The sequence below is a fragment of the Methylobacterium symbioticum genome (assembly GCF_902141845.1).
GTDB classification, from domain to species: Bacteria; Pseudomonadota; Alphaproteobacteria; order Rhizobiales; family Beijerinckiaceae; genus Methylobacterium; species Methylobacterium symbioticum.
In genome coordinates this window covers 1-13447 of the sequence record NZ_CABFPH010000009.1, presented here as the reverse complement: position 1 = coordinate 13447, position 13447 = coordinate 1, and the positions used below count along the sequence as shown (strand labels likewise).

The following is a 13447-nucleotide window of genomic DNA, read 5'->3' as shown; positions in this document are numbered from 1 at the left end:
TCGGCGGCATGTCCTGTGCCGATCATGTGGTCGTGCGGCCTCGGCGGCGCATTCCGTCATGCCAGGCATCGGCCTCGCCGGAGAGCCGTTCGCCCCGATGCGGATGCGGCCAGGGAGCGCATCCAGGTGCAGGATGATCGTGCACAGCGACTATCCTCACCGGACTTCGGGCCGCGGGCCTTCATGGGCTGTGGACGAAGCACCTCTGGCGCCATGGCAAGCCTTGGGCTGCTCGCATCGTCGAACGGGAGGTTTCGTTCAGTCAAGAAGCGTGGAGGCATCGCCTCGACACCAACCATCTCGATGCTGGGACAAATCCATCAAACGTCGCACATCGACTTGTCCGTTGAGTAACGAAAGCGGCGGCCGGTCGCCCAGCCGCCGCTGCTTCAAGCTTGGATACACGAAGCAAGATCCCGCGCCTATTTATATCCACACTTCAGGATAATTCTTGGGCGCGCGACAAAACAAGCCGGAACAACTAGCTGCACCCTGTTGTGCTCCCGCACGTGTCACACTTGAGGCAGGTGCCGTTACGGACGAGCGTGAAGTTCGCGCATTCCGGGCAGGCCTCGCCGACATAGCCCTTCATCTTCGCCTCGGCCCGACGGTCGGCGACGCTGCGCTCGGCCGGTTCGGGCTGCTGGAAGGGCAGGCTCTCGATGGCCTCGGCCGGCTCCGCCTTCAGCGCGGTGGCGCCGCGCAGTGCGTGGACCGTGCCGCCGGCCGGCGCGCTCTGACCGGCCGAGGCCGAGCCGATGCCGACCGTGCCGCCCGCCGGGCCGCCCTGGATCAGGGTCAGCCGGTCTGCAGAACCACGCAGCAGGCCGCGCGAGACGACCATCGAGGCGGGCGCGGGCTTCGGGCCCTCGCGGGTGGTGTCGCCGCTCTCGCCCCCGCCGATCACGGTGCCGCCGATCTCGTTCGGGTTCACATGGGCGAGGTCCGCCCGGCCGAGATAGGAGACCGCCAGCTCGCGGAAGACGTAGTCGAGCAGCGAGGTCGCGTTCTTGATCGCGTCGTTGCCCTGCACGAAGCCCGCCGGCTCGAAGCGGGTGAAGGTGAAGGCCTCGACATATTCCTCCAGCGGCACGCCGTATTGCAGGCCGAGCGAGATCGCGATGGCGAAGTTGTTCATCAGGCTCCGGAAGGTCGCGCCCTCCTTGTGCATGTCGATGAAGATCTCGCCGAGGCGCCCGTCATCGTACTCGCCGGTGCGGAGATAGACCTTGTGGCCGCCGACCACCGCCTTCTGGGTATAGCCCTTGCGCCGGGCCGGCAGCTTCTCGCGGGAGCGGATGCGCTCGACGCGCTCGATCACCCGCTCGACGATCTTCTCGGCGGCGATCGCCGCCTTGGCCGCAGCCGGGGCCTGGACCAGAGCCTCGATCGCCTCCTCGGCCTCGTCCGCCTCATCCGAGATCAGGGCGGCATTCAAGGGCTGCGACAGCTTGGAGCCGTCGCGGTAGAGAGCATTCGCCTTGAGGGCGAGGCGCCAGGACAGCAGGTAGGCCGCCTTGCAATCCTCCACCGTCGCGTCGTTGGGCATGTTGATGGTCTTGGAGATCGCCCCCGAGATGAAGGGCTGGGCCGCCGCCATCATCCGGATGTGGCTCTCGACCGAGAGGTAGCGCTTGCCGAGCCGCCCGCAGGGATTGGCGCAGTCGAAGACCGGATAGTGCTCGACCTTCAGGAAGGGTGCTCCCTCCAGGGTCATCGCCCCGCAGATATGGGTATTGGCGGCCTCGATCTCCTTCCGCGAGAAGCCCAGGAACGGCAGCAGCTCGAAGGTCGGGTCCGACAGCCTCTCGGCGGGCACCTTCAGGGTCCCTGTGAGGAAGTCGTCGCCGAGCGTCCAGCGGTTGAACACGAACTTGATGTCGAAGGCCGATTTCAGGCCCGCCTCGATCGCCGCGATCTTCTCGTCCGAGAAGCCCTTGGCCCGGAGCGAGCCCGGGTTCACAGCCGGCGCCTGCCCCATCGAGCCGTGGCCGACCGCGTAGGCCTCGATCTCGGCGATCTCGGACTCCCGGTAGCCCAGCGCCCGCAGCGCGTCCGGCACCGCGCGGTTGATGATCTTGAAGTAGCCGCCGCCGGCGAGCTTCTTGAACTTCACCAGGGCGAAGTCGGGCTCGATGCCGGTGGTGTCGCAATCCATCACGAGGCCGATCGTGCCGGTCGGCGCGATCACGGTGGCCTGCGCGTTGCGGTAGCCATGCTCCTCGCCGAGCGCCAGCGCCCGGTCCCAGGCCGCCTTGGCATGGGCGCCGAGATCGGCCTGCGGGATGTTGGCGTGGTCGAGGGGCACGGGGATGACGTTGAGGAACTCGTAGCCCGCAGCCTCGCCATGGGCCGCCCGGCGATGGTTGCGGATCACCCGCAGCATCGCGTCGGCATTCTCATCGTAGGCCGGGAAGGTGCCGAGCTCGGCCGCCATCTCGGCGGAGGTGGCATAGGCCACGCCGGTCATGATCGCGGTGAGCGCGCCGGCGAGCGCCCGGCCCGCATCGGAATCGTAGGACAGGCCCATGGTCATCAGCAGGCCGCCGATATTGGCGTAGCCGAGGCCCAGCGTCCGGTACTGGTAGGACAGCTCCGCGATCTCCTTCGAGGGGAACTGGGCCATCATCACCGAGATCTCGAGCACCACCGTCCAGAGGCGGTTCAGGTGCTCGTAGGCCTCCACGTCGAAGCGCTTGGTCTCACGGTCGTAGAGGGTGAGCAGGTTCGTCGAAGCGAGGTTACAGGCCGTGTCGTCGAGGAACATGTACTCGGAGCACGGGTTCGAGGCCCGGATCCGGCCGCCCGACGGGCAGGTGTGCCAATCGTTCATCGTGGTGTTGAAGTGCAGGCCCGGATCCGCCGAGGCCCAGGCCGCCTCGCCGATCCGCTCCCAGAGGTCGCGCGCCTTCAGGGTCTTCGAGACCTTGCCCGTGGTGCGGGCCGTGAGGTTCCAGTCGGCATCCGCCTCGACGGCCCGCAGGAAGCCGTCGGTCAGCGAGACCGAGTTGTTGGAGTTCTGGCCCGAGACCGTGAGGTAGGCCTCCGAATCCCAGTCGGTGTCGTAGATCGGGAACTCGATCTTGGTGAAGCCTTGGCGAGCGAACTGCACCACGCGCTTGATATAGGCGTCCGGCACGGAGGCCTTGCGGGCGGCCCGGATCTCGCGCTTCAGCGCCGGGTTGCGCTCGGGGTCGAAGCAGGCATCCCCTTCCGCCTCGCACTGCGTGCAGGCCTTCATCACCAGCGTGAGGTGCTTCGAAACGACCTTGGAGCCGGTCACCAGGGCGGCGACCTTCTGCTCCTCCTTCACCTTCCAGTCGATGAAAGCCTCGATATCGGGATGGTCGATATCGACGATCACCATCTTGGCGGCGCGCCGGGTGGTGCCGCCGGACTTGATCGCGCCCGCCGCCCGGTCGCCGATCTTGAGGAAGCTCATCAGGCCCGACGACTTGCCGCCGCCGCCGAGCTTCTCGTTCTCCGCCCGCACCATCGAGAAGTTGGACCCGGTGCCGGAGCCGTACTTGAACAGGCGTGCCTCGCGCACCCAGAGGTCCATGATGCCGCCCTCGTTGACGAGGTCGTCCTGGACCGACTGGATGAAGCAGGCATGCGGCTGCGGATGCTCGTAGGCCGAGGCCGACTTCGTCAGCGCACCCGTCTTCCAGTCGCAGTAATAGTGGCCCTGGCTCGGGCCATCGATGCCATAGGCCCAGTGCAGGCCGGTGTTGAACCATTGCGGCGAGTTCGGCGCCACCATCTGGCGGGCGAGCATGAAGCGAAGCTCGTCCATGAAGGCCGAGGCGTCCTCCTCCGAGGAGAAGTAGCCGCCCTTCCAGCCCCAATAGGTCCAGCAGCCGGCCAGCCGGTCGAAGACCTGCGTCGCCGAGGTCTCGGAGCCGTAGCGCTCCTCCTCAGGCAGCGCCTCGAGCGCCGCCTCGTCGGCGACCGAACGCCAGAGGAAGGAGGGAACGTCGTTCTCCTCGACCTTGCGCAGGTGCGCGGGCACGCCCGCCTTGCGGAAATACTTCTGGGCGAGCACGTCGCTCGCCACTTGGCTCCAGCTCTCGGGCACCGAGATGCCATCGAGGCGGAAGACCACCGAGCCGTCCGGATTGCGGATCTCGCTCAGGACCTTGCGGAAGGCAATGGCCGCATAGGGAGGCTGGCCGGCCGTGGTGTAGCGACGCTCGAACCGCATGAAACACACCTCTCCCGACAGGGCACGACGACCCTGCCCGCGCGGCTGCGCAGGTTATGGTCCCAACTCTGGGGATGCCGGCTCCGCTACATCCGCGACGCGGAGTCAGGGCCGGCAGCTATGACGTGAAGGCTCGGGACGCCCCTCGAAACCACTCGCCCGGGGCGCCCGAACCATGACCCGGAGATTAACGCCGGGCTCGCCGTCACGTCAACAAGTGGTGTGCCGGCTCCGAGTTCCCCGCTAGATGTGGTAGAGAATGCGAAATCCCTGTGGATATCCGGCACCCCGCCGCTAAGTGCTCTTTCGGCTTCCGGGATTCGGAGCGGGAAAATTTTGGATTCACAGGCGTCGGCAACCCGCCCGCCTCGATTCCTGCGGGCCGCGTCCGGGAGCGACATTTCGGCGACACTCCGGCCCATGCTGCCGCCGCCTTTCGGCTGGACTCGCAGGCGCGGGCTCACCATAACCGCGCAGGAATCCCTGCGCCTGCGCGGGGCTCGGCGGACGGCTCGGGAACGGCGATGGCTCTCAAGGACACGCTTCTGCGCATCTTCACGTGGTGGAACGGCCAGACGGTCTCGCTCGCCATGTACACCGCGCGCAGCGGCACCTTCGTCGGCAGCGACGAGCTCGGCAACAAGTACTACAAGGCCATCGGGCCGCTGATCGACCGCTCAGTCGGGCCGGAGCGGCGCTGGGTCGTCTATAACGGCTATGCCGACGCCTCGAAGGTGCCGCCGGGCTGGCGCGCCTGGCTCTGCCATAACGGGGACGTTCCGCCGAGCGAGGAGGATTACCAGCCCCGCGCTTGGCAGAAGCCGCATGTCGAGAACCAGACCGGCTCGCCCGACGCCTACCGGCCGAAGGGCTCGCAGCTTTCCTGGGGCGCGCGACCGGCCGCGACCGGCGACTACGTGCCGTGGACGCCCGACGCGTAGGCCTTCGCCCTCAATTCACCACCGTTCGGGTCTTGAGTGCCGGCCACGACGCTCCCGACCGGGAGTCCTTCCAGCGGCCGCGAGGCCGGGAAGGTCCGTTGAGAGACACCGAACACGGGCCGCGCGACGTCCATCCCGCGCATGCCCGGAGGGCCTGAGCCTTGAGCCGCATCCCCGCACGCCTGTCGCGCGCCGCGCTCACCGCGACCGTACTCATCCTCGGCGCCCTGCCCGCCTCGGCGGACAAGATCAAGAACCCGACCGCCGTGTTCTCCGGGCTCGACAAGATCACCGGCCGCATCGTCTCCTTCGAGGTGGCGGTGGACGAGACGGTGCAGTTCGGCGCCCTGCAGCTCACGCCGCGGGTCTGCTACACCCGGCCGCCCACCGAGAGCGCCAAGACCACGGCCTTCCTTGAGGTCGACGAGGTTACTCTCGACAACAAGTACCGGCGCATCTTCACCGGCTGGATGTTCGCCGCGAGCCCGGGCCTGCACGCCATCGAGCACCCGATCTACGACGTCTGGCTCGTCGATTGTAAGGGCGGCACCGACGTGATCGCCGAGGCCAAGGAGCAGGAGGACGTGCCGGCGCTCGCCTCCAAGCCCGAGAAGAAGAAGGGCCGCGACGCGACGAAGACGGCCCAGCAGATCAACGCCGCCGGTCAGGTCGACGTGGAGGCGCCGCGCGGCGTGCCGGTGCAGCCGCGGCAGAAGCCCTCGCGCAAGTTCTTCCCGTCGAACGAGGGGCCTGCGCCGGCCCCGCCGCAGCCGCAATCGATCTTCGACGCCCTGTTCCGGTAAGGCTCGCCTAGGTCTCGACGGGCCCGAGCACCGCGAGCGCCCGCCCCCCGCTGACGCTGCCGTCGCTCGGCCAAAAATTCCAGTCGGCGTGGTGAGTGAGCGCCTCGGCGAGGCGCCTCTTGTAGACATGGCGCGGCAGCTCCTCGGCCCCGAACTGGGCGAGGTGGTCGGTGACGAACTGCGTGTCGGCCAGACGGTAGCCGCTGGCCTTGAGGCGCGCCATCAGGTGCACGAGGGCGACCTTCGAGGCGTCACGCACCGTGTGGAACATGCTCTCCCCGAAGAAGGCCGCGCCGAGGGAGACGCCGTAGAGCCCGCCGACGAGGCGCCCTTCCGCATAGACCTCGACCGTGTGCGCGTAGCCGCGGTCGAACAGGGCACCGTAGAGCTCGCGGATGCGGCCGTTGATCCAGGTGCGCTCGCTGTCGCGGCGCGGCGCGGCGCAGCCTGAGATCACCGCGTCGAAATCGGTGTCGCTGCGGACCTCGAACACGTCCGAGCGCACCGTGCGGGCGAGCCTCCGCGACACGCGGAAACCGTCGAGCGGCAGCACGCCCCGAGCCCGCGGCTCGACCCAGTACAGGGTCGGGTCGGTCGCGTCCTCGGCCATCGGGAAGATGCCGGCGGCATAGGCCTTGAGCAGGATCTCCGGGGTGATCTCCACGCGGGCGCCGTCGTGCATGGGTCCAGTGTGACGCGGGCTCGGCCGTTACGCCAGAGCCGGCCGCAGCAAACTGCCGGGCTCCCAGGCGTACCGGATCCGAGGCCCCGGCCACAAGGTGGGAGGTGGCACCCGGCTCAGGCCGGAAGCCCCTCCTTCTCCAGGAAATGTTCGAGCCAGTGGATGTCGTAGAGGCCGTTCTGCACGTCGGCATTGCGCACCAGCGTGCGGAAGAGCGGCAGCGTGGTGTCGACGCCGTCGATGACGAACTCGTCGAGGGCCCGGCGCAGGCGCATCAGGCACTCGTTGCGGGTGCGCCCGTGCACGATCAGCTTGCCGATGAGCGAGTCGTAGTTCGGCGGGATGCGGTAGCCCTGAAAGGCGGCCGAGTCGACGCGGACGCCGAGGCCGCCCGGCGGATGATAGTAGGTGATCTGCCCCGGAGAGGGCCGGAAGGTCGCGGGATGCTCCGCGTTGATGCGGCACTCGATGGCGTGGCCCTCGACCCGGATCTCGTTCTGCGAGACCGAGAGGTCGCCGCCCGCCGCCACCCGGATCTGCTCGTTCACGAGGTCGATCCCGGTGATCATCTCCGTGACCGGGTGCTCCACCTGGATGCGCGTGTTCATCTCGATGAAGTAGAAGCGCCCGTCCTCGTAGAGGAACTCGATGGTGCCGGCGCCGAGATAGCCGAGCTTCTGCATCGCGCCCGCACAGATGCCGCCGATCTCGGCCCGCATCGCGTCGTTGAGGGCGGGCGAGCCGCCCTCCTCCCAGACCTTCTGGTGGCGCCGCTGCAGGGAGCAGTCGCGCTCGGCGAGATGCACCGCGCCGCCGCGGCCGTCGCCCAGCACCTGCACCTCGATATGGCGCGGCTTCTCCAGATACTTCTCGAGATAGACCGCGTCGTCGCCGAAGGCGGCCTTGGCCTCGGTGCGGGCGAGGCCGATCGCCTGTTCCAGGTCGGCCTCGGTGCGGGCGACCTTCATGCCGCGCCCGCCGCCGCCGGCCGCCGCCTTGACCAGGACCGGATAGCCGATCCCGGCAGCCACGCGCTTGGCCTCGTCGATATCCTCGACGCCGCCCTCCGAGCCTGGCACGCAGGGGATGCCGAGCGCGAGCGCCGTGCGCTTGGCCTCGATCTTGTCGCCCATGGTGCGGATATGCTCCGCCTTCGGGCCGATGAAGCCGATATTGTGGTGTGCGAGCACCTCGGCGAAGCGGGCGTTCTCGGAGAGGAAGCCGTAGCCCGGATGCACCGCATCGGCCCCGGTGATCTCGCAGGCGGCGATGATCGAGGGGATGTTGAGGTAGCTCTCGCGGGCCGCGGGCGGGCCGATGCAGACGCTCTCGTCGGCGAGGCGCACATGCATGGCGTCGGCATCGGCCGTGGAATGGACCGCCACCGTCGCGATGCCGAGCTCCTTCGCCGCCCGCAGGATACGCAGCGCGATCTCGCCGCGGTTGGCGATCAGGATCTTGTCGAACATGGACCCGCCTTACTCGATCACCAGCAGCGCCTCGCCGAACTCGACGGGCTGGCCGTCCTCGACGAAGATCGCGCTGACCGTGCCGGCGCGGGGCGCCACAATCTCGTTGAAGGTCTTCATCGCCTCGATCAGGAGGACCTTGTCGCCGACCTCGACGCGGGCGCCGACCTCGATGAAGGGCTTGGCGTCGGGCGAGGGCCGCCGGTAGGCGGTACCGACCATCGGCGAGGGCACGGCGCCGGGATGGGCCCGGCCGCGCTCGGGGGCCGGGGTGGCGGCCGGGGCCGGAACGGCCGGCGCCGGGGCGCTCACCGCAGCGACGGGGGCCGGCGCCGCGACCTGGACGCTGACGGGCTCCAGGCGGCGGGCGACGCGGATGCGCAGGTCGCCCTTCTCGACCTCGATCTCGGACAGGCCGGTCTCGGTGACGAGGTTCGCGAGCTCGCGCACGAGGTCGGGATCGATGGAATCGTGCTTGGGCATCGGGGCAGTCTTCTTCGAAGGGAGGTTCACGGCGAGGTCGGCTTCAAGGCGCGCGCCGGCGGGCCATCAGGCGCGCGAGCGCGTCGAGGCCGAGACCGTAGCTGTCGGGACCGAAGCCGCAGATCACGCCCGCGCAGACAGGGGCGATGAGGGAGACGTGGCGGAAGGATTCGCGGGCGTGCACGTTGGAGAGATGCACCTCGACCGCGAGGGCGCCGCTGCCGCTGATCGCGTCGCGGAGCGCCACGGAGGTGTGGGTGTAGGCGGCGGCGTTGATGAGCACCCCCGCGCCGGCCAGGCCCGCCTCCTGCACGAAGCCGACCAGCTCGCCCTCGAGATTGGTCTGCCGGACGGTGAGCGTGACCCCGAGGCCCTCGGCCTGGGCGCGCAGGTCGCGCTCGATGTCGGCGAGCGTCGCGGTGCCGTAGATCCCGGGCTCGCGGCGGCCGAGAAGGTTGAGGTTCGGCCCGTTGAGGACGTGGATCGGAATCATGGCCGGATTCATGGCATCGTGCGATCGCTTCGCCCGGGCCGGGCGGCGGGGCCGCTCTTAGAGCATTCTCCGCCGCAGGGCACCCCGGTTCGTCGCGGAAACTGCGACACCGCGGAACGGCCCGGCCCTCGTGCTCCGGGCGAAGGCGCGCTACCGGTCAAGGCCCGCGGCCCTCACGACCGGCCGCTCAGCAGGACGCGTGGCCGCACTGGCGCACGTCCGCGATGGTCTTGCGGATCGGCTCGACGCCGACCGCGCCGGGGATGATCTCCTCGCCGATGATGAAGGCGGGGGTGCCGGACAGACCGAGCTTGTCGCCGAGCCCCCGGTTCTCGGTGAGCGCCGCCTTCACCTCCGGCCCCTGAGCATCCTTCTGGACCTTCGCGACGTCGAGGCCCATCGCCTTGGCGACCTCGAGCGCGCGGGCGCCGTTGACGCGGCCCTTCGACTCCAGAAGCTTCTGGTGGAACTCGAACAGCTTCTCCCCCTTGAGCTGCTGCTTCACGGCGAGCGCGATCTGGCTGGCCTCCAGCGATTCCGGGCCGAGGACGGGGAAGTCCTTGATCACCACGCGCAGCTTCGGATCGCTCTTGATCAGCGTCTGCACGTCGACCAGCGCCTTGCGGCAATAGCCGCAATTGTAGTCGAAGAACTCGATCAGGGTGACGTCGCCGCTCGGGTTGCCGGCGATCACGTCGTGCGGGCTGTTGAGGAGCGCGTCCTTCGACTCCTTCAAGGCGGCGGCCTGCGCGAGGCGCTGCGTCTCCAGCTGCCGCTTCTCGCCCTCGGCGATCACCTCCTGCAGAACCTCGGGGTTCTTGACGAGGTAGTCCTTGACGATCGCCTCGATCGCCTGCCGCTGGGCATCGGTGAAGGGCGAGGCTCCCTGCTGCTGGGCGAGCGCCGGCGCGACCGCGAGGCCGAGACCGAGGGCCAGGATCGGGAGGGAACGGGAGAAGAGCATGCGTCCTCGCTGCGCGCGGGGCGCCGGCCGGGCCGGACGGCGGTTGGCGGATCGGTAGCGGCCGGGTTAGGCGTTTTCACGGCGCCCGGCAATCGCGGGGGCCCGTCCTGTGCCGGAGGCCGGACCGTCCGGCCGCTCCCGTGGCGAAGCGTCCCTTGCCGGGCACCGGAAAGCCGGCCATTCGGCCGCGAGACGAGACACCCGCTCGAGACCTGCGGACACCAGATCCCATGCCCCTGCCCTCACGCCGCGCCGCGGCGGTCGCCCCCTTCCTCGCCATGGACGTGATGACCGCGGCCGCCGCCCGGGAGCGGACGGGTGCCGGCGTGGTGCATATGGAGGTCGGCCAGCCCTCGGCACCGGCGCCGCGGCCGGTGATCGAGGCGGCGCGCCGCGCCCTGGAGACCGGCCGCGTGCCCTATACCGAGGCGCTCGGCTTGGCCGCCCTTCGGGAGCGCATCGCCCGCGATTACCGCGAGCGCTACGGCGTCGCGGTCCCGCCGGAGCGGGTCGTGGTCACGACGGGCTCCTCGGCGGGCTTCATCCTCGCCTTCATGAGCCTGTTCGATGCCGGCGACCGGGTCGGCGTGCCGCAGCCGGGCTACCCGGCCTATCGCAGCATCCTCAACGCCCTCGACCTCGTGCCGGCCCCGATGCTGCTGCGGCCCGAGGACCGCTTCGCCCCGACCGCCGCCCTGCTCGCGGCCACCCATGCGACGGCCCCGCTCGCGGGCGTGCTGGTGATGAGTCCGGCCAACCCGTCCGGCACGGTGATCACGCCCGCGGCCCTCGCCGATCTCTGCACCGAGGCCGCGCGCCTCGGCCTGCCCCTGATCTCGGACGAGATCTATCACGGGCTCAGCTACGGCGTGCCGACCGCGACCGCGCTGCAATTCGATCCCGACGCGGTCGTGATCAACTCCTTCTCGAAATACCATTGCATGACCGGCTGGCGCATCGGCTGGATGATCGTGCCGGAGAGCCTCGTGCGCCCCGTCGAGCGCCTCGCGCAGAACCTCTACATCTCGCCGCCCTACCTCTCGCAGGTCGGCGCGCTCGCGGCCTTCGAGGCGGGCGCGGAGCTCGACGCGGTGCGCGACGGCTATGCCCGCAACCGGGCGATCCTGCTCGACGCCTTTCCGGGCCTGGGGCTCGGGCGCACCCACCCGGTGGACGGTGCCTTCTACCTCTACGCCGACGTCTCGGGCCTCACCAACGACGCGCCGGCCTTCTGCCGGCGGATGCTCGACGAGGCGGGTGTCGCGGCGACCCCGGGACTCGATTTCGATCCGGTGGAGGGGGCGCACCATGTGCGCTTCTCCTTCGCCGGCTCGGAGGACGAGTGCCGCGAGGCGGTGCGGCGCCTGCGCGGCTGGCTCGGCTGAACCCGGGTGTCGAGAGGGATCATCCCTCTCGCGGGTCCGGGGCGGAGCCCCGGTGGAGACGCCGGAGCAACAGCTCCGGCTTCCGGCCAAAGGGATAATCCCTTTGGGATCCCCGATTTCAGGCCGCGGCGGCCGTCGGGATCGCGGCCTCGGCGGCCTTCAGCGTGTCGGCGATCCGAGCCTCGAAATCGGTGAAGGCTCCGGCGGCCTCGCCCCAGGCGGCGGCGCGGATATGGCCGAGCATCGCCTCGGCCCGGGCATTGGCAGCGCTGAGGGCCGCATGGACGGGGCCCGGCAGCGCCGGATCCGGACGGACCGCCACCGCGGCCGCCTCGGCCACCGGGAGCAGCCCGACGAGGGCGGAGGCCAGGCGGCGGCGCCAGGAGGCGCAATCGGCCGGGAGGCGCCCGAGGCGCAGGACGAGGGGATCGCCCGCGTAGCGGTCGAGCAGGGTGCGGCTCATCCCTTCCAGGCTGTCGAGTCGGCCGATCGCGTCCCCGATCTCGCGCCGCGACTTGTCGATGCCGGACGCGATGTTGCCGACGCTGGAGGCGATCTCGCCGGTGGCCGCGATCTGCTGGTCCATGATGGCGGCCATGGCGCGCATCTCCGAGGCCGCGGTGGCCACGGCGGCGCTCTCGGCCTCGACCCGGTGATTGGCCCGCGCCATCACCTCGGAACCCGCGGCGACCGCCGTGCGGCTCTGGTCGACCGCGCCCTGCATGGCCGCGAGTTCGCCCTGCAGGGCGCCGAGCCGGGCCCGGATCTCGTCGGTGGCCTTGGCGGTCTGGGCGGAGAGCGCCTTGACCTCGCCGGCCACCACCGCGAAGCCGCGGCCGGCCTCGCCGGCCCGCGCCGCCTCGATCGTGGCGTTGAGGGCGAGCAGGTTCGTCTGCGCCGAGATCGCGGCGATGGCGCTCGCCATCTCCTCGATGCGGCGGGCGGCGGCGGCGAAGCCGTCGAGGCAGCCGCCGATCTCGGAGGCGCGCTCCTGGATCACCTGCATCCGCTCGCCGGCGAGCCGCATGTCGGCGGCGCATTCGGCGATGCCGGCGCGCGCTCGTTCGGCGGTCTCGGCGGAGGCCTGCGAGCGGGCGGCGACCTCGCTCGTCGTGGCGGCGAGTTCCTCGCTCGCCGCGGCGATCAGGCGGGCCTGCTCGGCCATCTGCGCGGAATCATGGGTGATCCAGCCGATCGAGGTGCCCGCCTCCGAGGCGGCGGCCGAGAGGCCGGCCTGCAGCTTCAGGACGGCGGGATCGTCCATCGGGTGGGGCTCCCGCGCCGAAGGCGCTGTCTCGGCGGGGCTCTCCGACGGGAGCGGCGCCGTCACCGGCGGCAGCTCCGCAGGGCGTCCTCCGCGGAACAGTGCAAACATGGTGGCCCCTCTCCGACAGCTATGCGTCAGACGAGAATGCCGCGCAGGTGCTCAACCGCCGGTTAAATTGCCAGCAGATTTTCAAGGTCTCGTGCAGGCCTCCGAAATGTGATCCTCGGATTCCCGTCGAACGCCGTCACAACCGGCCCTGGAATGACCGTTTTCCGGTCAGACCGAGACGCGAACGGCGGGGCAAAGCCCCGCCGGACATGTGGGACGCCGCGCGTCCGGATCGATCAGGGCCGCTCACTCCCCCGTGAGCGCGGCCTTGGTGCGCGACCACCAGCCGGCCCGCTTCGGCCGGTCGGGGTCGGAGGGCGTGCTCAGGACCACGGCGACCGGCTCCGGCGGCGGAACAGGGGCTGGCGCCGGAGCGGGCTCCGCTGCCGCCTCAGGCTCGGACGGTGCGGCGACCGGCAGGTCGATGGCGGCCTCGACCGGGGTCTCGACCGCGGTCTCGAGCGGGACCGGCGCGGCCGGCGTCTCGGCGGAAGCGGCCAGGGCCTCGGCGCTGACCGGCTCCTCGGGCGCCAGGGCCGCGATGGCCTCCTCGCGCTCGGCCTCCGCGTCCGTCTCCTCGCCCGCCTCGTCGGCGCCGTCCTCGCGACCGCGCTGGTCGGAGCGGCCGCGACCACCGCGGCGGCCACG

General features: G+C 70.0%; 10 protein-coding genes and 1 pseudogene. 3 read left to right on the top strand and 8 right to left on the bottom strand.

Annotation, left to right across the window (positions count from 1 at the left end; translation table 11 throughout):
• Positions 1-481: 481 nt before the first annotated feature.
• Positions 482-4204 carry a vitamin B12-dependent ribonucleotide reductase gene (locus MET9862_RS05110; protein ID WP_142582028.1) on the bottom strand — a complete coding sequence of 1241 codons (3723 nt, stop codon included), beginning with the start codon at positions 4202-4204 and terminating at the stop codon, positions 482-484.
• Between the two features lie 524 nt (positions 4205-4728).
• Between MET9862_RS05110 and MET9862_RS05105 the strand changes: the two genes are divergently transcribed.
• A complete protein-coding gene (locus MET9862_RS05105; RefSeq protein WP_142582027.1) occupies positions 4729-5145 on the top strand; it encodes an NADH:ubiquinone oxidoreductase subunit NDUFA12 in 417 nt (138 codons plus the stop codon).
• A 161-nt stretch (positions 5146-5306) separates the two neighbouring features.
• Positions 5307-5948 carry a DUF2155 domain-containing protein gene (locus MET9862_RS05100; protein ID WP_142582026.1) on the top strand — a complete coding sequence of 214 codons (642 nt, stop codon included), beginning with the start codon at positions 5307-5309 and terminating at the stop codon, positions 5946-5948.
• A 7-nt stretch (positions 5949-5955) separates the two neighbouring features.
• Here MET9862_RS05100 and aat read toward each other — a convergent pair whose 3' ends face one another.
• The 5 genes from aat to MET9862_RS05075 form a co-directional block, all read right to left on the bottom strand.
• A complete protein-coding gene (gene aat / locus MET9862_RS05095; RefSeq protein ID WP_142582025.1) occupies positions 5956-6630 on the bottom strand; it encodes a leucyl/phenylalanyl-tRNA--protein transferase in 675 nt (224 codons plus the stop codon).
• 116 nt (positions 6631-6746) lie between these two features.
• Positions 6747-8099: an acetyl-CoA carboxylase biotin carboxylase subunit gene (gene accC, locus MET9862_RS05090; RefSeq protein ID WP_142582024.1), complete on the bottom strand. Its 1353-nt coding sequence runs from the start codon at positions 8097-8099 to the stop codon at positions 6747-6749.
• A gap of 9 nt (positions 8100-8108) precedes the next feature.
• Positions 8109-8582 carry an acetyl-CoA carboxylase biotin carboxyl carrier protein gene (accB, locus tag MET9862_RS05085; protein WP_142582023.1) on the bottom strand — a complete coding sequence of 158 codons (474 nt, stop codon included), beginning with the start codon at positions 8580-8582 and terminating at the stop codon, positions 8109-8111.
• Between the two features lie 43 nt (positions 8583-8625).
• Positions 8626-9075, bottom strand: a complete 450-nt coding sequence (gene aroQ / locus MET9862_RS05080; protein ID WP_142582022.1) for a type II 3-dehydroquinate dehydratase — start codon at positions 9073-9075, stop codon at positions 8626-8628.
• A gap of 187 nt (positions 9076-9262) precedes the next feature.
• On the bottom strand, positions 9263-10039 hold the full coding sequence (locus MET9862_RS05075; RefSeq protein ID WP_142582021.1) for a DsbA family protein: 777 nt from the start codon (positions 10037-10039) through the stop codon (positions 9263-9265).
• Between the two features lie 230 nt (positions 10040-10269).
• On the opposite strand from MET9862_RS05075, the gene MET9862_RS05070 reads away from it, so the two are divergent.
• Positions 10270-11424, top strand: coding sequence for a pyridoxal phosphate-dependent aminotransferase (locus MET9862_RS05070; protein ID WP_142582020.1), 1155 nt, complete (start codon positions 10270-10272; stop codon positions 11422-11424).
• Between the two features lie 118 nt (positions 11425-11542).
• Here MET9862_RS05070 and MET9862_RS05065 read toward each other — a convergent pair whose 3' ends face one another.
• Both MET9862_RS05065 and MET9862_RS29170 read right to left on the bottom strand, forming a co-directional pair.
• On the bottom strand, positions 11543-12688 hold the full coding sequence (locus tag MET9862_RS05065) for a methyl-accepting chemotaxis protein (RefSeq protein ID WP_244612577.1): 1146 nt from the start codon (positions 12686-12688) through the stop codon (positions 11543-11545).
• A gap of 357 nt (positions 12689-13045) precedes the next feature.
• Positions 13046-13447, bottom strand: a pseudogene (locus tag MET9862_RS29170) (ribonuclease E/G); the annotation flags it as partial.

Bases quoted from the DNA above. Each gene is read 5' to 3' on its own strand.
- MET9862_RS05075 (WP_142582021.1), bottom strand. From the start codon at position 10,039: ATGCTCTTCTCCCGTTCCCTCCCGATCCTGGCCCTCGGTCTCGGCCTC.
- accC (WP_142582024.1), bottom strand. From the start codon at position 8,099: ATGTTCGACAAGATCCTGATCGCCAACCGCGGCGAGATCGCGCTGCGT.
- MET9862_RS05070 (WP_142582020.1), top strand. From the start codon at position 10,270: ATGCCCCTGCCCTCACGCCGCGCCGCGGCGGTCGCCCCCTTCCTCGCC.
- accB (WP_142582023.1), bottom strand. From the start codon at position 8,582: ATGCCCAAGCACGATTCCATCGATCCCGACCTCGTGCGCGAGCTCGCG.
- aroQ (WP_142582022.1), bottom strand. From the start codon at position 9,075: ATGATTCCGATCCACGTCCTCAACGGGCCGAACCTCAACCTTCTCGGC.
- MET9862_RS05105 (WP_142582027.1), top strand. From the start codon at position 4,729: ATGGCTCTCAAGGACACGCTTCTGCGCATCTTCACGTGGTGGAACGGC.
- MET9862_RS05065 (WP_244612577.1), bottom strand. From the start codon at position 12,688: ATGGACGATCCCGCCGTCCTGAAGCTGCAGGCCGGCCTCTCGGCCGCC.
- aat (WP_142582025.1), bottom strand. From the start codon at position 6,630: ATGCACGACGGCGCCCGCGTGGAGATCACCCCGGAGATCCTGCTCAAG.
- MET9862_RS05110 (WP_142582028.1), bottom strand. From the start codon at position 4,204: ATGCGGTTCGAGCGTCGCTACACCACGGCCGGCCAGCCTCCCTATGCG.